Below are 16,846 nucleotides of genomic sequence, written 5' to 3'. Positions count from 1 at the left end.
CACTATTCAGCCATCACCTGCGCGGCCGCAGCCGCTTACCCAGGCTGGATGGATCACTTTTCCTGCAGGTTGTAATCGCGCTCGCCAATATGCGACAGCAGCAGGTAGGCCGAGCCGATCATGCCCTGCATGGTGTCGGCAAAACGACTGCGGTTGAAATACAGGAACTGATGGTTCTTCACCGCGAACAGGTTCTGCCACTGCGGCGAACGGCGGAAGGCCTCGGTGCTTGCCTGCGAACCGAGCATTTCCTCATAGGTATCGATGATGAAATCACTGTCGAAGTCGCCAATGCGCTCCAGGCTGTAGGGCACGTTCTGACGCGCCTCCTTGAAGGCCGACACGCGCCCCAGGCCGAAATCGGCGATTACGTCATCCATGCCGGAACGGCCGATCAGCTGGAAACCGTCCGGATACACCTCCAGGGTGGTCACCGTGATACGCCCCGGTTCCTTCACCCGCTTGGCGAATTCGCCGACGATCCATTCGTATTCGTTCAGCAGCTTCTGGTAGCGCTGCTGCTTGCCTACCAGTTCGGCCAGCTCCTTGGCGTAAGTCTTGATGTCGGTCTCGCGCGCCGGCAGCAGCACCACCGGGGCAATGCGGCTGAGGCGCTCTTTCAGGTCCTGGTGATAGGACAGTCCGATGATCAGGTCAGGCTTGAGCGCCGCGATGGCCTCGAGATCGGGCGACTGGTGCGAACCCACATAGCGAATGCCGGAGACATCGAAGCGCTGCTGAGCGCCGCGGAACAACGCGTCCGAGAACATCTTCTTGCGCCCCGTGGACCCGCACGGGGTTATGCCCAGTTCGAGCAGTTGGGTGGTCAGGCTCAGGTCATGCAGGGAGACCACGCAACGCGGTGCGACGGGCACTTCGACACGGCCGAAACGGTTCTCGAAGACACGGGTTTCGGCGGCGACGGCCTGCATCGAACTCAGGCCCAACAGTACACAGGCTATCAGGGAAAGGGCTTTGAACTTCACCAACATCTTCGTCATATCCTTAAGTGACCACGCGTCAACGGTTGCGTTGCCGCGCCAGCAAAACCAACAGATAAGGCGCACCGATAATCGCCACCACCAGACCGGCCGGCAGTTGCAACGGCGGCAGCAAGCCGCGCCCCAAAGTGTCACCCAGCAGAACCAGTACGGCCCCGAACAGGGCCGACAGCGGCAACAACGCACCATGCCGGTCACCGCACAACTGCCGCGCCAGGTGCGGCGCGACCAGACCAACGAAGGTCATCACGCCGATATTGGCCACCGTTGCCGCCGTCAACGCGACGCTGCACAGCAACAGCAAGAGCATTATCACCGGTGCATTCAGGCCGCGACTGAGCGCCACGCTCTCGCCCAGCTGCAGGAGATTGAGCTGGCGATGACAGAACAACAGGGGCAGGCCCGCCACCAGCAGCCAGATCAGCAGGCTCTGCACCTGCGGCCAGCCACTGCGATGCAGGCTGCCGCCAAGCCACATCAGCGCCGATTCGACGCGATCGATATTGCCGTAGGTGATCAGCAGATCGGCGACGGCACCGAGCATGGCGGTCAGCCCCACACCAACCAGAATCAGGCGCAGCGGGGCAATGCCACCGCGCCAGGATAGCGCGACGATAAACAGCGCCACCGCCAGACCGCCGAGCAACGCTGCCAGAGGATAGAGCGACAGCGGCAAAGCCTGCGGCCACAGCACCAGGATCAGCAACATGGTGACGCTGGCGCCCGCCTCCACCCCGACCAATCCCGGCGCAGCCAGTGGGTTACGCGTCAGTGACTGCATCAACACGCCAGCCAGAGCCATCGCCGCGCCCCCGAGTATCGCCAGCAGGATGCGCGGCAGACGCAACTCCCACAGCACGCTGGCCGCCAGCGCCGTCTCATCATCGGCGAACAGGCTCTGCCAGAGCTGAGCCATGCCCGTCGTGTAGCTGCCTACGCTCGCCGCGTACAGCGTCAAGCCCATCAGCAACAAGAGCAGCACCAACGCCGCCAGCACATCGATGGGTCGGCCGACCCAGGGCAACCCGGGGCAACGCCTTGGCGTAGTCAGCCAGCGACTCAATTGAGCTTCCTCAGTACCAGCGCGACGAATACCGGGCCGCCAATCAGCGCGGTGACGATGCCGGTGTTGAGTTCGTACGGGCTCACGAGGGTGCGCGCCACTATATCGGCCAGCACCAGCAGCAAGCCGCCCAGCAGCGGCGCGGCCAGCATTAGCTGCCGCAGGTCGTGGCCTACCAGCAGCCGCGCCGCATGGGGTACTACCAGCCCGACAAAACCGATGGGGCCAGCCAACGCCACCGCGCAACCGGACAGCAGCACCACGGCCGCCAAACTCAACAGCCGCATCCGCAACAGGTTGACGCCCATGCTGGAGGCCACCTGCGCGCCCAGCCGATAGGCATTCAACGCCCGCACATTGATCAGGCAAAGCAACATGCCGACGATCAGGTAGGGCCAGAGCCAGCTCGGCAGGTTTGCCCCGCTGATACCCAGCGAGCCGGTCAGCCAGCGACGCAGGCTGTCCAGCCCCTGCTGATCGAGCAGCAGCAGAATCGCGGTGATGGCGCCGAACAGCGCGGCCATCATCGCTCCCGAAAGCGTCAGGCGCACCGGATTGGGCGTGCGCCCGGCCAGCAGCGTGACGCCGATGGCGGCCACCAGAGCGCCGCTGAAGGCAAACAGGGGAATCATGGTCATATCGTTGCCGGGTAGCACCAGCAAGCCAATGACCACGAACAAGGCCGCACCACTGTTGATGCCGAGGATGCCCGGGTCGGCCAACGGATTGTCGCCCACCGCCTGCATCACCGTGCCGGCCAGCCCCAGGCAGGCGCCCACAACCATCGCCACCCACAGGCGCGGCAGGCGCGAACCGCGGATGACACTGTGATCAGAATTACTCGGGTCATACGCCAGCAGCGCCTGCCAGACATCGCTCCAGGGGATCGACTTGGCCCCCACGGCCAGGTGCAGCGTCGACGCCAGACCGATGCCGATCAAGATCGATAACCAGATCGACCAGCGCCACCCACCCGTCATCGGGCTACCTGGCGGTGGAGTGCGCGAATGCGCGCAGGCGAAGCCGGCACGCACAGAGGATCACCGGAATGTGGATCAATGAGAATATGCGCATCCAGATCGAACACCGCCTTGAGGTTGGCCGCAGTGAAGACCTCGGCAGGCGTGCCCTGGGCGTGCACCTTGCCCTGGCGCAACATCACCAGTTGATCGGCGTAGCGCGCGGCCTGGTTGAGGTCATGCAGAACCGCGACGACCGTGCGTCCCTGGTCACGCAGATCGGCGAGCAGTTCGAGCAAGGCGATCTGATGAGCGATGTCGAGAAAGGTGGTGGGCTCGTCGAGCAGGATGACCGGGGTCTCCTGCGCCAGAGTCATGGCAATCCAGCAGCGCTGTAACTGCCCTCCTGACAGGCTGGTCAGGGTGCGGTCCAGCAGCATGCCGACGTCGGCCAGTGCCACGGCGCGGTCGATCGCCTGCTGATCGGCGTCACTCCACTGCTGCCACCAGCTTTGCCAGGGGTAGCGCCCCTGCATGACCAGCTCGCGCACGGTTATGCCGGCAGGCGAAGCGGTGCGTTGCGGCAACAGCGCTATTTGCCTCGCCAGATCACGTCGCGAGAGCTGAACGTGGGGCTTACCCTGCAGCAGGACGTCGCCGCTGGCCGGGCGTAGCATGCGCGCCAGCACGTTCAGCAACGTGGTCTTGCCACAACCATTGGCCCCGATCAATGCGGTAAAGCAGCCTTCGTGAATGGTCAGACTGATGTCATCGAGCACCTTCAATTCGTCGAATTGAAGCTGAAGCCCCATCGCTTTCAACATGCATACACACTCGAATTCGAACCACCGCGCCAGCGCCCTCTTGGCTCAGAGCCAGCGCAGATTGCCGGGCATGCGGGTTCACCGCGAATCTCGTCCAGCTCAGGGCGGACATTGCCTTTCGGGCAGCGTCCAGGCCTTGAACATTTATGCGCATTAGCTTGCAGTAATATCTTGGTGATGACAATAACGCGTGAGCTAGTACAAATATTTCTCATTTAGATGTAGAGTTCGCGCGCTATTGCTGACTGCCACGGCGCACTGGCGTGAAGGATCACAGAAAGTCCTCCGCATTGCGCACACATAACAGAAGACCAGAGGATGTACCTTCGCCATGCGCCAGGTTACGCACCTAAGCCCCGAACGTTTCGCCCGACGCCCAGCCTTCAGCATTACCGCGCTAGCACTGGCCATGGCCAGCCTGGGCTCGGGCAGCCTGCATGCCGCTGAGACCAACCCGGCAGCCACGGCTGCGCCGTTGGAGATTGATGCCATCAACGTTACCGGGCAAAGCGTTGAACAGCCCACCGAACATGTGGTCGGCTATGTAGCCAAACGCAACATGAGCGCTACCAAGACCGACACGCCGATCACCGAGACGCCGCAGTCGCTGTCGGTGGTGACGAGCGACGAGATCCGCGACCGCCAGGCGGAAACGTTGGCCCAGGCGCTGAGCTACACGCCAGGGTTCACCGCCAGCGCGACCTCGTTCAACCGCACTGCGGACCGTTTCCGCATGCGCGGCTTCTCCGTCGAATCCGCCACCGGCGGCTCGCTGCGCGACGGCCTGCGCCTGCAGAACAACTCCTACGACGGCATTCAGGAACCCTATGGCCTGGAGCGCGTCGAGGTCATTCGCGGCGCTGCCTCGGTGCTCTACGGCCAGCTCTCGCCCGGCGGCATGGTAAATGGCGTCAGCAAGCGCCCAACCGAAACGCCGCTTCATGAGCTGCAACTGCAGACAGGCTCCAATGACCGCAAGCAGCTCGCCGCCGATTTCAGCGGCGCACTGCCCGGTAGCGACACCCTGAGCTATCGCCTGACCCTGCTCAGCCGCAACAGCGACACCCAGCAGGATCATCTCAACGACGACAAGATCTACATCGCCCCGGCGCTGACCTGGCGCCCTGACGAAGACACATCGCTGACCCTGCTGTCCTTCTACCAGAAGACCGATACGCGTTTCCCTGCGCCCCTGCCCTATCAGTTGGTCAAAGGTGCGGGTGACGGCGCCTTCAAGATCGGCCGCCACGACTTTATCGGCGAGCCGGGCTACGACGACATGAATGGCGAGATGTCGGCCCTGGGGTACGAATTCACCCACCACTTCAACGAACACTTCACGCTTAATCACAAGCTGCGTTACTCCGAGTCCGATGTGAAGTGGAACTACCTGCAAGCTCAGACGTCCGCAGCGGCGATCCGCAATGCCGCCAACACCGGCATCCTTGCACGGCAATACAGTGATCGCCGTGAGCGTGCTCGAACCCTGGGCAGCGACACCAATATCGAATCGAAATGGCAGCTCGGCAGCGTCGAGCACACCGTTCTGGTCGGTTTCGACGGCTATGACACTTCCTACGACTCCCATAACTTCCGAGGCGCAGCCCCCAGCCTGGACCTGAGTCGCTACAATTATGGTCAGCCCGTAACGGTCAACAAAAACCCCGCCTCAGACCGTGGTTCGCAGCTCGACATGCTGCAAAAAGGTGCCTATTTCCAGGATCAGATCAAGTTCGGCGACAAGTGGGTCCTGCAGGTGGGTGGCCGCCACGACTGGGCCGACCAGCAGCAGACAGCGCATCGCAATGGCGCCAAGGCCAGCCAAAGCGACGAAGCCACCACCTGGCGCGCAGGCCTGGTCTACCTGGCGGACAATGGCCTGGCACCCTATATCAGCTATAGCGAGTCGTTCTTCCCGGTTTCCGTTGCGCAAGTCACCGGCCAGACCTTCACCCCCACCGAAGGCAAACAGTACGAAGTGGGTGTGCGCTATCAGCCCAAGGACAGCAATATGCTGCTCAGCGCAGCCGTCTACGAGCTGACCCAGACCAACGTGCTCAAGCAGGATCCAGCGACCGACGAGTTCCGCCAAACCGGCGAGGAACGCTCCCGCGGTCTGGAGCTGGAAGCCAAGGCGGATATCACCCCGGCACTCAGCGTGATCGCCACCTACGCCTATACCGATGCACGCACCACCAAGAGCGCGATCGCCGCCGAAGTGGGTCAACGTACCGACGAAACGCCCTACCACCAGGCAGCCCTGTGGACCCGCTACGACTTCGTCAACTGGGGCATTCCGAAACTGACCGTGGGCGCCGGCGCTCGCTACATGGGCACAACACAGGCCTCGGGTATGGATTCGGCCATGCCAGCCTATACCCTGTTCGACGCCATGGCGCGCTACCGGATCGACGAACACTGGGACGTGACCGTCAACGCCAACAACCTGACCGACAAGCGCTACGCGCAGTGCAGTTTCTCCACCTGTCTCTACGGTGACGAGCGCACCCTGCTGACCTCGGTGAACTTCAACTGGTGATCTGCCGCTCCGCGCGCCGAGCAAGCCCCTTGCTGCGGCGCGCGGCCTTATCTGCCTGACGGACAGAGGCAGTGGGCGACCCATTCTCCGCTCTGGAGAAACCAGATCCTTGATTAATTCCCACGATGCGTCAGAGAGTTCGTAACGCTTTGCCAACCCGGCATGGCGGCATCCTCGGACGCCCCCACGCTCGGGTTAAAGGTTAGAAATCCACCGACGCCGACAGCTGCAGCGTACGCGGCGTACCCAGGCCACCGGACAATCCGCTGCCGTCGCCGCCGCTGTACGAACCGATCCAGTAGGCGCGGTTGGCCACGTTCTCGACATTGGCGCGCAAGGTCACGGGCTTGGACATGACCTTGGTGGTGTAGCGGCCGCCCACGTCAAATACGGTGTAGGACGGCAGCTCCATACGATGGTCGTCGGTGACGTAGCGGCGGCCCACGTAGTTGGTGTTGGCGGTCAGGGTCAGGCCCGGCACCATTTCCAGGTCGTATTCGGCGCCCAGTTTGGCGATGATCTTCGGTACGCCGGTCACTTGGTTGCCTTCGTTGGACTTGACCAACGCCTTGGTCAGCTCAGCCTGGGTATAGGATGCGCCGCCCATCAGGCGCAGGCCGGGTTGTACTTCACCGAAGAAACTCCATTCCACGCCACGGTTACGCTGCTCGCCGTTGGTGGCGTAGATATTGGTGACAGGGTCGGTGTAGGCGCTGGGTTTTTCAATCTGAAACACAGCCAGAGTGGTGGCGAAGGTGCCCAGGTCGAACTTGGCGCCGGCCTCATACTGCTTGGTCTGGTAAGGGCTGAGGATTTCACCCGAGTTGGCGGCGCTGGTGGGTGCCGTGCCTCCTTGGGACAACCCTTCGATGTAGTTGGCATAGAGCGAAACGTCGTCGGTGACCTTGACCAGCAACGCCGTCGCCGGCGACACCTTGCTGTCGCTGTAGCGGGACGTCTTGACCCGGGCCGGCGTCAGGCCGGCGCTTTCCACGGTCTGGTTGCGCCAGCCTACGGTCCATTGCACGCGGCCATCGAGGAACGACAGGGTGTCGAGGAACGCGAAGCTTCTCAGCTTGGCTTCGCTGCGGGAGGTGACGGCGCCGTATTTGCCCAGAGGCGGTGTCGGGCCGAAGTCGAGGTTGTCGTAGTTGGTGACCACATAGTTGGGGATCATCAAGTCCTTGTAGCTCATCTCCGTTTTGTACTGGGTGGCGGCCACAGACCAGGCGTGGCCTACCGGGCCGGTGTCGAACGTGCCCTTGAGGCCGGCTTCACCGGACTTCTGCGTGCCCTGCCCGTCCGAGCGATAAGCCAGCACGTTGATGTCCCCGGTGTTGTTGATCAGCGTGTCACGGGTCATCAGGGCATTGCGGCCACCGTCGCGCTGGCCATAGGCGGCAAAGGCGGTGAGCGAGTCGTTCACGTCGACCTCGCCACGGACCAGCACGGTTTCGGTGTCGTTGATGGTGTAGGCCCAGTCCGGTGCCAGGGAGTGGTTGCCCTTCCTCGGGCTGGGCACTTTATTGACCGCCGGCGAGATGCCGATGCCGAAATAGGTGGCGCCATCCAGGCGCTCACGCTGCTTGTAAGCGTCCAGGGACAGGCGTACGCGCTCAGTGCGCCAGTCCAGGCCCAGGGCGTTGAGTTGCATTTTTTGCTGCTGGTCGTCCACGCTGGTGTCGCCATCGCGGTACACGCCGTTGTAGCGGATACCGAACTGGTTCTGCTCGCCAAAACGTCGACCCACGTCAGCGTGGGCGCCGTACAGCCCCCTGGATTCGTAACTGGTGGTGATCCGCGTCAGCGGCTCGTCGGCGGCGCGCTTGGGCACCATGTTGATGCTGCCGGCGACGCTGCCATCGGGCGGCATGCCGTTGAGCAGCGCAGACGGGCCCTTGAGCACTTCGATGCGCTCGGCCAGTTCGGTCGAACCGCGCAGGTTCGGCGCCATGCCGGCCAGGCCGTTGAAGGTGACGTCGCTGGCACTGGTGTTGAAGCCGCGGATGAAGAAGGTTTCGAGGATGGACCGCTTGGACGGCACGTTGACCGACGGGTCAGTGGCACCAATCACCGAGCCGATGTCCTTGGCCTGGTGGTTGCGTACGAATTCATCGGTGTAGCTGATGGCGTTGAATGGTGTTTCCACGAAGTCCTTGTTGCCCAGCAGCCCGATACGACCGCCCGCGGCGACCTGCCCACCCGCGTACGCAGGTGGCAGGTCGTCGGCGGCGAGCCGCTCGCCCACGATGGTGGTTTCCGACAGCACCAGGCGGTTCTTTTCCGCTTCGGGCCGAACCTCGGTGGCCGCCTCCGGTTCAGGCGCCGCCGACACGGCCAGCGAGCCGCCGCTCAAACCGAGCAGCAAGGCCATCTGCACGGCTGAGAACGTGCGGTTCAAGGTAAACGGGAAAGTACGCGGTGTGGCCTGGGATAAATCAGGGTGGGCGCGAGTTGGGCGGCCGTGTTCCGACATGCTGGATTCCTTTCGATGCGAAGTATTGAAGTGCATTCACTAGGATTCCGTACCAGAACCCCAAACCCTCAATCTAAATGATAAATATTCGCAAGAAAAAAACCGCGGCCTGAATGGCAGCGGCTTTGGGTACACGAACGCGTGTCTGGATCAGCCTTTGTAGCCTTGCACCACCTCGTCCGCCATGCGGTTAAGGCAGGTCACACTGGCCGTGCACAGGTACCAGGTCTGGGCGTCGACGAAGATCACCCGGCCGTTGTTCCATGCCTTGGTCTTGCGCAACAGGGGGTTGTCCAGGCTCTTGAGGTCGAGGGCCGGGCGGTGCTCCATCACTGCCGTGCGGTCGATGACGTACAGAATGTCCGGGTCGGCCTGCTGAATGAACTCATTGGAAATCGGCTGGCCATGCAGCCCGGCCTCGATGTCGGGGCTGGCCGGTTTAACGCCCAGGGTGTCGAACACAAAACCGTAGCGCGATTTCACGCCGTAGGAGGTAAAGGCACCGTTGTTATGCAGCACGATCAAGGCCTTCTCGGGGCGACCGGCAGTGACTTGGCGGGTCTGCTCGACCTTGGCATCCATCTCAGCCACTTTCTGGCGGGCCAGTTCCGGCTTGTCGAGGATGCGCCCCAGCAGGGTCAAATGGGCCTTGGCGGTCTCGATGAAATTGCCTTTTTTGTTGGTCAGGTCCACGTCGTCGTAAACGGTTGGCGCGATCTGGCTGAGTTCCTTATAGCTCTGGGCCTGCAGTGGAGAGATCAGGATCAGGTCGGGCTTGAGCGCATGCAGGCGCTCCAGGTTGGGCTGGATGGTCGTGCCCACATCCGCGACATTCGTGTCGTCACGGTAGCGAGTGAGGAAGCTGGCGACGTAGTCCTTGGCGATGCCGGCCACCGGCGCCCCGAGTTGATCCAGGGTGTCGAGTTCGCTCATGTCGAAGGCCACTACCCGCTGGGGCAACTGAGTGACCACGGTGGTGCCCAGCGGATGCTCGATGGTGATCGGCGCGTAGGCCGCATGCGCCGCGACCGGGGCCCTGGCCTCCGGTGCCGGTTTGTCACACCCCTGCAGCCCGGCCGCCACGGCCATCGTCAGCAGCAGCGCGCGCATTCTGTTCGTGTGATCAGTGCTCATGTCAGTTCCCTTGAAGGTGATGGATTGAAGTAGTTGCAAACGAAGCCTTGTTGGCTGTGCAGAATCTCGAAATCCAGGTCGAACAGCTCGCGCAGGTTGGCCTCGGTCACTACCAGGTCGACCGGCCCGTGACGGTGGATGGCGCCGCCCTTCATCGCCACGATATGGTCGGAATAATTGGCCGCGAAGTTGATGTCATGCACCACCAGGATCACCGTGCGGCCTTGCTCATCACACAAGCGGCGCAAGGCGCGCATGATGTGAACAGCGTGCTTCATGTCGAGGTTATTGAGCGGTTCATCCAGCAGCAGGTAATCGGTCTGCTGGGCGATGGTCATTGCCAGGAACGCCATCTGCCGCTGCCCGCCGCTGAGCTCGTCGATGTAGCAAAGGCGCAGCGGTTGCAGTGAAAGGAACTCGATGGCTTCGTCGATCACCACCCGGTCCTGGGCGGTGAGTGCGCCTCGGCTGTAGGGGAAACGCCCGAAAGCCACCAGTTCTTCGACGGTCAGGCGCAGGTTGAAATCCGGCGACTGACGCAAGGTGGCGACGCGCCTGGCATAGTCGCGTACCGGCACCTCGGCGATGTTGCGCCCGCCCATCAGTACGTCGCCACGGGTAGGCGTCAACAGACGGGCAATCAACATCAACAAGGTGGATTTGCCCGCCCCGTTGGGGCCGATCAATGAGGTCACTTGCCCCGGCGGGAACTGCACGCTGACGTCACTCAGCACATGCTTGGCGCCATAGGCTTTGTAGACGTGTTGGAGAGAGATCATGCGGTGCCTCGGTTTCGGATCATCAGCGCGAGCAGATACACACCGCACAGCAGGTTGATGAGAATGCTCACGGAGGTGTTGTAGTTGAACCATTGCTCCACCAGGTACTGAGCGATGATGAAAATGCCAATGCCAATCGCACAGCCCAGGGGCAAGGTGACCCGGTGCCGCGTGGTGCCGGCCAGGGCGTAGGCGATGTTGGCGACGAACACGCCCATGAACGCGGTCGGCCCCACCAGGCTGGTGGACACCGCCACCAGAATGGCGATCAGCGCCAGTTGCAGGCGCACGCTGCGTGGGTAGTCGACCCCCAGGGAAATCGCCTGGTCACGTCCCAGGGCCAGGACATCGAGCACCGGCAACGTGCGCTGGGCGATGAAGCACACGGCCGCCACCAACACGCCCGAATAGATCACCTGCCCCGGTTGCGCCTTGTTGAACGAGGCATAGTTGAATCCCTGGAAAATCGAGAACTCCCCGGGGCTGATCTTCAACTGGATGAATTGGGTGAAGGTGCCCATCACCATGCTCAACACCAACCCCAGCAGCAACAGCAGGTACACGTTGTGACTGCCGTTGCGCAACAGCCAACGGTGGATGAGCCACGAATAGCCGAGCATCAACAGCACCGATAACAGCACGTTGCCGTCACGCCCAAGCAGCAGGCTCTGGGTGCCCAGCAGCAGAATCAGCAACGCCTGGAACAACAGGTAGATCGCCTCGTAGCCCATGATCGCCGGCGTGAGGATGCGGTTGCCGGCGATGGTCTGGAATATCACCGACGAATACGCAATGCACACGCCGGCAATGCCGATTGCGGCCAGGCGGGTAAGCCGCTTGGGAATGACGTAATCGAAATCCAGGCCCGAGCCCAGCAACAGGAACCCAAGGGCCAGCAACAAGACCAGCAACCAAAGGCCATAACGGGTAGCCATGTGTCTCATGTGTACTTCCGGATCAGCAGCACCAGGAACACCACACCGCCAATGCAGCCGGCAGTCAGGCCGATCGGCACTTCGAAGGGGTAGATCAGCAGGCGGCCGAGGATGTCGCAAATCAACAGCAACGAGGCACCGCACAGGGCGACGATGGGCAGCGTGCGCTCCAGGTTTTCACCGTAGTGCAGGGCCACCAGGTTGGGAATCACCAGCCCGACGAAGGGAATCGCGCCCACGGTAATCACCGTGGCAGAGACGGTGACGGCCACCAGCATCAAGCCCAGCGCCGCGTTGGCGGCGTAGTTCAGGCCCAGGCTGCTGGCCATGCCCTCGCCCATGCCCAGTACGGTGAAGCGATGGGCATACAGGTAGGTCAGCACGACAATGGGCAGGATCAGGTAGATGATCTCGTAATTGCCCTGCACGATCTTCGAAAAATCGCCGAGCATCCAACCCTGCATGCTCTGCAGGATATTGTGGCGGTAGGCGTAGAACTCGGCGACGGCGCTCAGCACGCTGCCGTACATCAGGCCGATCACCGGCACCATTACGGTGTTCTTGAACTGTATGCGCCGGATGATCGCGACATAGATCAGGCTGGCGGCAAAGCAAAAGGCCAGGGCGAACAGCATTCTGCCGGCGGCCCCGGCGCCCGGCGCGACCGTCAGAGAAATCAGAATGCCCAGCTTGGCGGCATCCAACCCACCGCTGGTACCGGGCTCGACGAAACGGTTACGCACGATCTGCTGCAGGATCACCCCGCACACGGCCAACCCCACCCCGGTGAGGATCAGCGCGGCCAGGCGTGGCAGCCGGCTGGCGGTGAGGGTCAGCCAGGCGTCGTCGGAAAAGCTCAACAGCTCGACCCACGACACCTGCTTGACCCCCACCATCAGCGACAGGCCGCACAGCACGACAAACAGGACGACTACTGCTGTACGACTCAAGAAGCGTCCTCACCCGCGATCCGCCAGCCTTTTGCCGCCCTGCGCTGGGCAAGAAAGTGGGCATACAGCCCGGGTTGGGCGCTCAATTGGGCATGGGAACCCTGTTCGCTGAGCCGGCCTTGATCGAGCACCAGGATCTGGTCGGCCATGACCACGGTCGACAGCTGGTGGGCGATAACGATCAGCGTGCGTTTGCCACGCAGCCGCGCCAGCGCTTCGGCGATGGCGGCCTGGTTTTCGGCATCCAGGGCTGCGGTGGCTTCGTCGACCAGCAGGATCGGCGCATCCTTGATCAGCGCTCGGGCGATGGAGATCCGTTGGCGTTCGCCACCGGACAAGCGTGCCCCGCCCTCGCCCACCGGTGTGTCCAGGCCCTGGGGCAATCGCTCGATGATTTCCAGCACGCCGGCTTGTCGCGCCGCTTCCATCACTTCGGCATCGCCGGCCGATGGTTTGCCGATACGGATGTTGTCGGCAATGCTGCCCTGGAACAGGTAGGCATCCTGGAAGATCTGGCTGATCTGGCCGGCCAGTTGCTCACCGGACATCTGGCGCACATCCACGCCGCCGACGCTCACGTGGCCCTGGGTCACATCGAAGAAGCGTGCGATCAAGCGCACCAATGTGGTCTTGCCCGAGCCGGACGCACCCACCAGTGCGGTCATGCTGCCCGGTTCGATGCGCAGGCTGACCTCGCGCAGCACGTCGGGCTGGCCCTCGGCATAGGCGAAGCTGACGTTGCACAGTTCGACACTGCTATCGACAGGCGCCTCGGGGGCCTGTGGTTGCGGCAGCGGCTTGACTGCAAAAATCTCGCGCACCGCGCCCAACTGGCCACGGGCACCGCGCAGCACTTCGCTGTAGCCGGCCACTTCCAGCAGCGGGTCGATAAAGCGGCTGACCAGCAATAGCGTAATCATCACGGCGATGACCGAGCCTGCCTCCAGGCCGGCGCCCAGCAGGTCGCCCAGCCACAGGGTAGCAGCCACCAGCAGCGCAGCAAAACCGGCCTGCACCGCCCACGCATTGAACACCACCGACATCGCCGATACGTGGATCAGATGCCTGGCAGCCTGCTGCTGGCGACCGATGGCCTGTTCGAGAAACCGGGTACCGCCGTCCTCGCCATTGAAGGCACGCAGTACCGACTGCGCCTGGGCGAACTCGACCATGCGCTGACTGGTCAGGGCGGCGTTGTGCTGGAAGTCGTGGTCGGCTCGCTGCCCCAACCGTGCCGTCAACACGAACACGCCCAGCAGCACCGGCAGGGTCGCCAGGGCAACCAGGCCCATTGGCCAGTGCAGGGTGAACAGCGCGATGAGAATCACCACCGGCGTGACCACACCGGTCAACAGTGGCGTGAACACGTGTGCGGGCAACTGCGCCATTTCCATCATGCCCGAGGTCGCCAGATGGCTGAGCCGCGCCGTGTTGTGCGCACTGAACCAGCCGACGGGCAACTGCGCCACATGGTCGCCAAGGCGGTGGCGTCCGCGCTGGAGCACGGCGATGCCGACGCGGATGCCGGCTTTTTCCACGCTGCGTCGCAGTGCCCAGCACACCACCACACCGATGACCAGCGCGATCAGCCATTGCGCGGCGATGTGGGTATCCCCCGCCAACAAGTGGGTGAGGATCGGCACCAGCATGACAATCGTCACCCCGCAGAGCAGGCCATAGACCAGCGCCATCGCCAGGTAGCGGCGCAGCACCGAAGCGTCTTCGCCGAGCAGTTGAATAAAGGTTTTCAGCATGACGACACCGCCTGTTCCCTGGCTTGTTCATAACCGCCCAACGCCCACAGCCTGGCGTAGCGACCTTTGCGCGCGAGCAACTCGGCGTGGGTGCCTTGCTCGCAGAGGGTGCCGTTGTCGATCAGGATGATCTGGTCGGCGTGCATCACCGTGTCGAGCCGGTGAGCGATCACCATGAGCGTGCGCCCCTGGGCGAATCGCGACAGGGCTTGTTGCAGCTTGACCTCATTCTCGGCATCGGCTGCCGCCGTGGCTTCATCCAGTACCAGCACGGGTGGGTCGAGCAACACGGCGCGGGCGATGCTGACGCGCTGCAACTCACCGCCGGAAAGCTGTGCATCTTCACCGATCACCGAGTCATAGCCCCGTGGCAGGTCCAGGATGCGTTCGTGGATGTTCGCAATACGCGCGGCGGCCTCGATTTCCTGCTGGCTGGCCGAGGGACGGCCCAGGGCGATGTTGTCGCGCAGGCTGGCGTGAATCAGGCGTACTTCCTGCAAGACGAAACCGATGCGCCGGTACAACTGAGTGCTCTCGATGTGGCGCAGGTCGACCCCTCCCAGGGTGATACGCCCTTCGGTAGGGTCGAAAAAACGCAGCAGCAGGCGCGCCAGGGTCGACTTGCCGGAACCGGATGCGCCGACGATGGCGGTCACGGTGCCCGGCTTGAGGGTGAAGTTCAGGTCCTGGAGCACCGGGGCGTCGTCGTTATAGTGGTAGCTCAGGTGTTCGACGCGAATTTCAGCGTTTTCCGGCAATGGTGCTGACGTGCCTGGCAGGGTTTCGAGCACAGGGGTTTGCAGCAGGCTTTGCACGCGCTGGGCGGCGGCGGTCGCGTTGTTCAGGTCGTGGGTGATATAGCTCAGCAGCAACAGCGGCGCGCAGATGCCCGGAGCGACCAGGGCAAACGGCAGGATGTCCACCGGAGCCAGCCAGCCCTGGCTCACCCCCAACGTACCGGACGCCAGCACCACACCGAGTACCGCCACGGGTGTGATCATGGCGTGGGCGTTGGCCATCGCACTGACCAGTGGCCGAGTGAAGTCGGTAAACGCAGCGGCAAAGGCATCCACCGCACTCCGGTAACTGCCATGGGCCTTGCCCTCGGCGCCAAATGCCTTGACCACGGGAATGCCGTTGACGAACTCGATTACGGCATTGTTGATGCGCATCATGCCGGCGCCGAACGCTTGCATGTTCGCGCCACTGGCCTTGGTGGCGCGGGTGAAAAACAGGAAAAACAGCGGGAATGGCAGCAGCGAGACAATCGCCATGCGCCAGTCCATGGCAAACAGGTAGAGGATGGCGATGATCACCGCCCCAAGCGTGCGGCCGAGGGTGGTGAAAAAATGCGCCGTCAAGCTGTGCAAGGTGCCGATGTCATCCTGCATCGCCTGCTTGACCTCACCCGAAGCACGACGGGTGAACCAGCCCAGCGGCACCCTGGCCAACCGACGGGTGATGGCCTGGCGCAGGTGGCCGGTGATGTGGTTGTCGGCCAGGTGCGCGACCATCTCCCCCAGCGAAATCAAGGTCATGCCCAGGAACAGGCAGGCCAGGCTGACGCCGACCACTTGCCAGACCGGGCCTTGCAGTTGGACCCAACTGGCCGCGTCACCCATGGCCAGTCGCGCAATGTGGGCGATGCCGGCCAGGGGGACCAGGGTCAGCATGGTCCCAAGGGCGGCCAGTACTGCAGCAAGTATCAGCCGCCCGCGAATGGGGCGTAATACCTGGGATACCGAACCGATGGGTGTGTCTTTAACGCTCATGAGCTCTCCTGAATAACCACTGCCGGCCACCGTGTGGCGTACCTGGCGTCCTTTTGCGTTCGAGCGTTTTGCACAGTGCATACCGTGTATTTCGAACGATGCGACGAAACCCTCAATGGCGCTGCGGATTTAATTGTTCACAGCCCGGCCGTCGATGCGAAGGGATGGCAGGCCCGCAGGCCCGCCGCGATGTATTTTTCGACAGAGGACACCGACACGTTCAATTCGGCAGCGATGTCCCGATGGCCCATGCCATGCAGCTTGCACAGCAACAGTGCTTCGCGGGCCTTGGGCGGTTTGGCCTGCAGTGCGTCATCGATTTGCACCAGCGCCTCGGCGGCCAGCGCCCGCTCCTCTTCGGACGGCACCAGCGGTTCGGCCTGTTGCATCAGGGATTCCAGGTGGCGGGCTTCGCGGTGACGGCGACGATAGAGGTCAATCACCATGCCTTTGGCGATCTGGGTCAAATGGCAGCGCGAGTCTTCGATCGAAGGCACGCGGCCCTTCTTGATGAGGTTGAGATAGATATCGTGGGCCAGATCCGCAGCATCCAACGAGTTGCCCAGCTTGCGCCGCAGCAGGCTGCACAACCAGCGGTGATGGTCGATGTACAGCTTTTCGAATTGCCGTTTGGACGCAAACGCTCCGTTGTTCACAACA

General features: G+C 62.7%; 13 protein-coding genes. 1 reads left to right on the top strand and 12 read right to left on the bottom strand.

What is annotated here, in order from left to right:
- Window positions 1–53: 53 nt before the first annotated feature.
- Genes BFQ00_RS08360 through BFQ00_RS08345 form a run of 4 tightly spaced genes read right to left on the bottom strand, consistent with a single transcriptional unit; the run spans window position 54 to window position 3,847 of the window.
- Window positions 54–992 carry an ABC transporter substrate-binding protein gene (locus BFQ00_RS08360; protein ID WP_164420444.1) on the bottom strand — a complete coding sequence of 313 codons (939 nt, stop codon included), beginning with the start codon at window positions 990–992 and terminating at the stop codon, window positions 54–56.
- Window positions 993–1,020: 28 nt separating this feature from the next.
- On the bottom strand, window positions 1,021–2,064 hold the full coding sequence (locus BFQ00_RS08355) for a FecCD family ABC transporter permease (RefSeq protein ID WP_065933170.1): 1,044 nt from the start codon (window positions 2,062–2,064) through the stop codon (window positions 1,021–1,023).
- Complete coding sequence (locus tag BFQ00_RS08350) at window positions 2,061–3,044, bottom strand: FecCD family ABC transporter permease (RefSeq protein WP_065933169.1); 984 nt, start codon at window positions 3,042–3,044, stop codon at window positions 2,061–2,063. Before BFQ00_RS08350 ends, BFQ00_RS08355 begins: the two co-directional genes overlap by 4 nt.
- On the bottom strand, window positions 3,041–3,847 hold the full coding sequence (locus BFQ00_RS08345; protein WP_065933168.1) for an ABC transporter ATP-binding protein: 807 nt from the start codon (window positions 3,845–3,847) through the stop codon (window positions 3,041–3,043). Before BFQ00_RS08345 ends, BFQ00_RS08350 begins: the two co-directional genes overlap by 4 nt.
- A gap of 409 nt (window positions 3,848–4,256) precedes the next feature.
- On the opposite strand from BFQ00_RS08345, the gene BFQ00_RS08340 reads away from it, so the two are divergent.
- Window positions 4,257–6,386, top strand: a complete 2,130-nt coding sequence (locus BFQ00_RS08340; protein ID WP_065933167.1) for a TonB-dependent siderophore receptor — start codon at window positions 4,257–4,259, stop codon at window positions 6,384–6,386.
- A gap of 202 nt (window positions 6,387–6,588) precedes the next feature.
- Here BFQ00_RS08340 and BFQ00_RS08335 read toward each other — a convergent pair whose 3' ends face one another.
- The 8 genes from BFQ00_RS08335 to BFQ00_RS08300 all read right to left on the bottom strand — a co-directional run bounded on the left by BFQ00_RS08335 (window position 6,589) and on the right by BFQ00_RS08300 (window position 16,842).
- Window positions 6,589–8,862, bottom strand: coding sequence for a TonB-dependent receptor (locus tag BFQ00_RS08335; RefSeq protein ID WP_065933166.1), 2,274 nt, complete (start codon window positions 8,860–8,862; stop codon window positions 6,589–6,591).
- 150 nt (window positions 8,863–9,012) lie between these two features.
- Window positions 9,013–9,996 (bottom strand): siderophore ABC transporter substrate-binding protein, encoded by a 984-nt coding sequence (locus BFQ00_RS08330; RefSeq protein WP_065933165.1) that lies wholly within the window; start codon window positions 9,994–9,996, stop codon window positions 9,013–9,015.
- Window positions 9,993–10,775: an iron ABC transporter ATP-binding protein gene (locus BFQ00_RS08325; protein ID WP_065933164.1), complete on the bottom strand. Its 783-nt coding sequence runs from the start codon at window positions 10,773–10,775 to the stop codon at window positions 9,993–9,995. Before BFQ00_RS08325 ends, BFQ00_RS08330 begins: the two co-directional genes overlap by 4 nt.
- The gene (locus tag BFQ00_RS08320) at window positions 10,772–11,719 is read right to left on the bottom strand and encodes an iron chelate uptake ABC transporter family permease subunit (protein ID WP_065933163.1); all 948 of its coding nucleotides are present in this window, start codon (window positions 11,717–11,719) and stop codon (window positions 10,772–10,774) included. The genes BFQ00_RS08325 and BFQ00_RS08320 overlap by 4 nt, the downstream gene beginning before the upstream one ends.
- Entirely contained in the window at window positions 11,716–12,660 is a 945-nt protein-coding gene (locus BFQ00_RS08315) for an ABC transporter permease (protein WP_083203258.1), read from the bottom strand. The genes BFQ00_RS08320 and BFQ00_RS08315 overlap by 4 nt, the downstream gene beginning before the upstream one ends.
- Window positions 12,657–14,414 (bottom strand): ABC transporter ATP-binding protein, encoded by a 1,758-nt coding sequence (locus BFQ00_RS08310; protein ID WP_065933162.1) that lies wholly within the window; start codon window positions 14,412–14,414, stop codon window positions 12,657–12,659. The genes BFQ00_RS08315 and BFQ00_RS08310 overlap by 4 nt, the downstream gene beginning before the upstream one ends.
- Window positions 14,408–16,186: an ABC transporter ATP-binding protein gene (locus tag BFQ00_RS08305; protein WP_065933161.1), complete on the bottom strand. Its 1,779-nt coding sequence runs from the start codon at window positions 16,184–16,186 to the stop codon at window positions 14,408–14,410. Before BFQ00_RS08305 ends, BFQ00_RS08310 begins: the two co-directional genes overlap by 7 nt.
- A gap of 137 nt (window positions 16,187–16,323) precedes the next feature.
- Window positions 16,324–16,842: a sigma-70 family RNA polymerase sigma factor gene (locus BFQ00_RS08300; RefSeq protein ID WP_065888161.1), complete on the bottom strand. Its 519-nt coding sequence runs from the start codon at window positions 16,840–16,842 to the stop codon at window positions 16,324–16,326.
- Window positions 16,843–16,846 lie beyond the last annotated feature (4 nt).

Origin of the sequence: Pseudomonas sp. 28 E 9, from assembly GCF_900004785.1 — a bacterium.
In the GTDB taxonomy this organism is placed as follows: Bacteria; Pseudomonadota; Gammaproteobacteria; order Pseudomonadales; family Pseudomonadaceae; genus Aquipseudomonas; species Aquipseudomonas orientalis_A.
Note: the sequence above shows the minus strand (reverse complement) of the source record. Positions and strands in the feature narration are given on the sequence as shown.

What these genes read in the sequence shown, in the direction of transcription:
- BFQ00_RS08360 (WP_164420444.1), bottom strand. Translation starts at nt 992, where the DNA reads ATGTTGGTGAAGTTCAAAGCCCTTTCCCTGATAGCCTGTGTACTGTTG.
- BFQ00_RS08305 (WP_065933161.1), bottom strand. Translation starts at nt 16,186, where the DNA reads ATGAGCGTTAAAGACACACCCATCGGTTCGGTATCCCAGGTATTACGC.
- BFQ00_RS08350 (WP_065933169.1), bottom strand. Translation starts at nt 3,044, where the DNA reads ATGACGGGTGGGTGGCGCTGGTCGATCTGGTTATCGATCTTGATCGGC.
- BFQ00_RS08345 (WP_065933168.1), bottom strand. Translation starts at nt 3,847, where the DNA reads ATGTTGAAAGCGATGGGGCTTCAGCTTCAATTCGACGAATTGAAGGTG.
- BFQ00_RS08330 (WP_065933165.1), bottom strand. Translation starts at nt 9,996, where the DNA reads ATGAGCACTGATCACACGAACAGAATGCGCGCGCTGCTGCTGACGATG.
- BFQ00_RS08335 (WP_065933166.1), bottom strand. Translation starts at nt 8,862, where the DNA reads ATGTCGGAACACGGCCGCCCAACTCGCGCCCACCCTGATTTATCCCAG.
- BFQ00_RS08340 (WP_065933167.1), top strand. Translation starts at nt 4,257, where the DNA reads ATGGCCAGCCTGGGCTCGGGCAGCCTGCATGCCGCTGAGACCAACCCG.
- BFQ00_RS08325 (WP_065933164.1), bottom strand. Translation starts at nt 10,775, where the DNA reads ATGATCTCTCTCCAACACGTCTACAAAGCCTATGGCGCCAAGCATGTG.
- BFQ00_RS08310 (WP_065933162.1), bottom strand. Translation starts at nt 14,414, where the DNA reads ATGCTGAAAACCTTTATTCAACTGCTCGGCGAAGACGCTTCGGTGCTG.
- BFQ00_RS08320 (WP_065933163.1), bottom strand. Translation starts at nt 11,719, where the DNA reads ATGAGACACATGGCTACCCGTTATGGCCTTTGGTTGCTGGTCTTGTTG.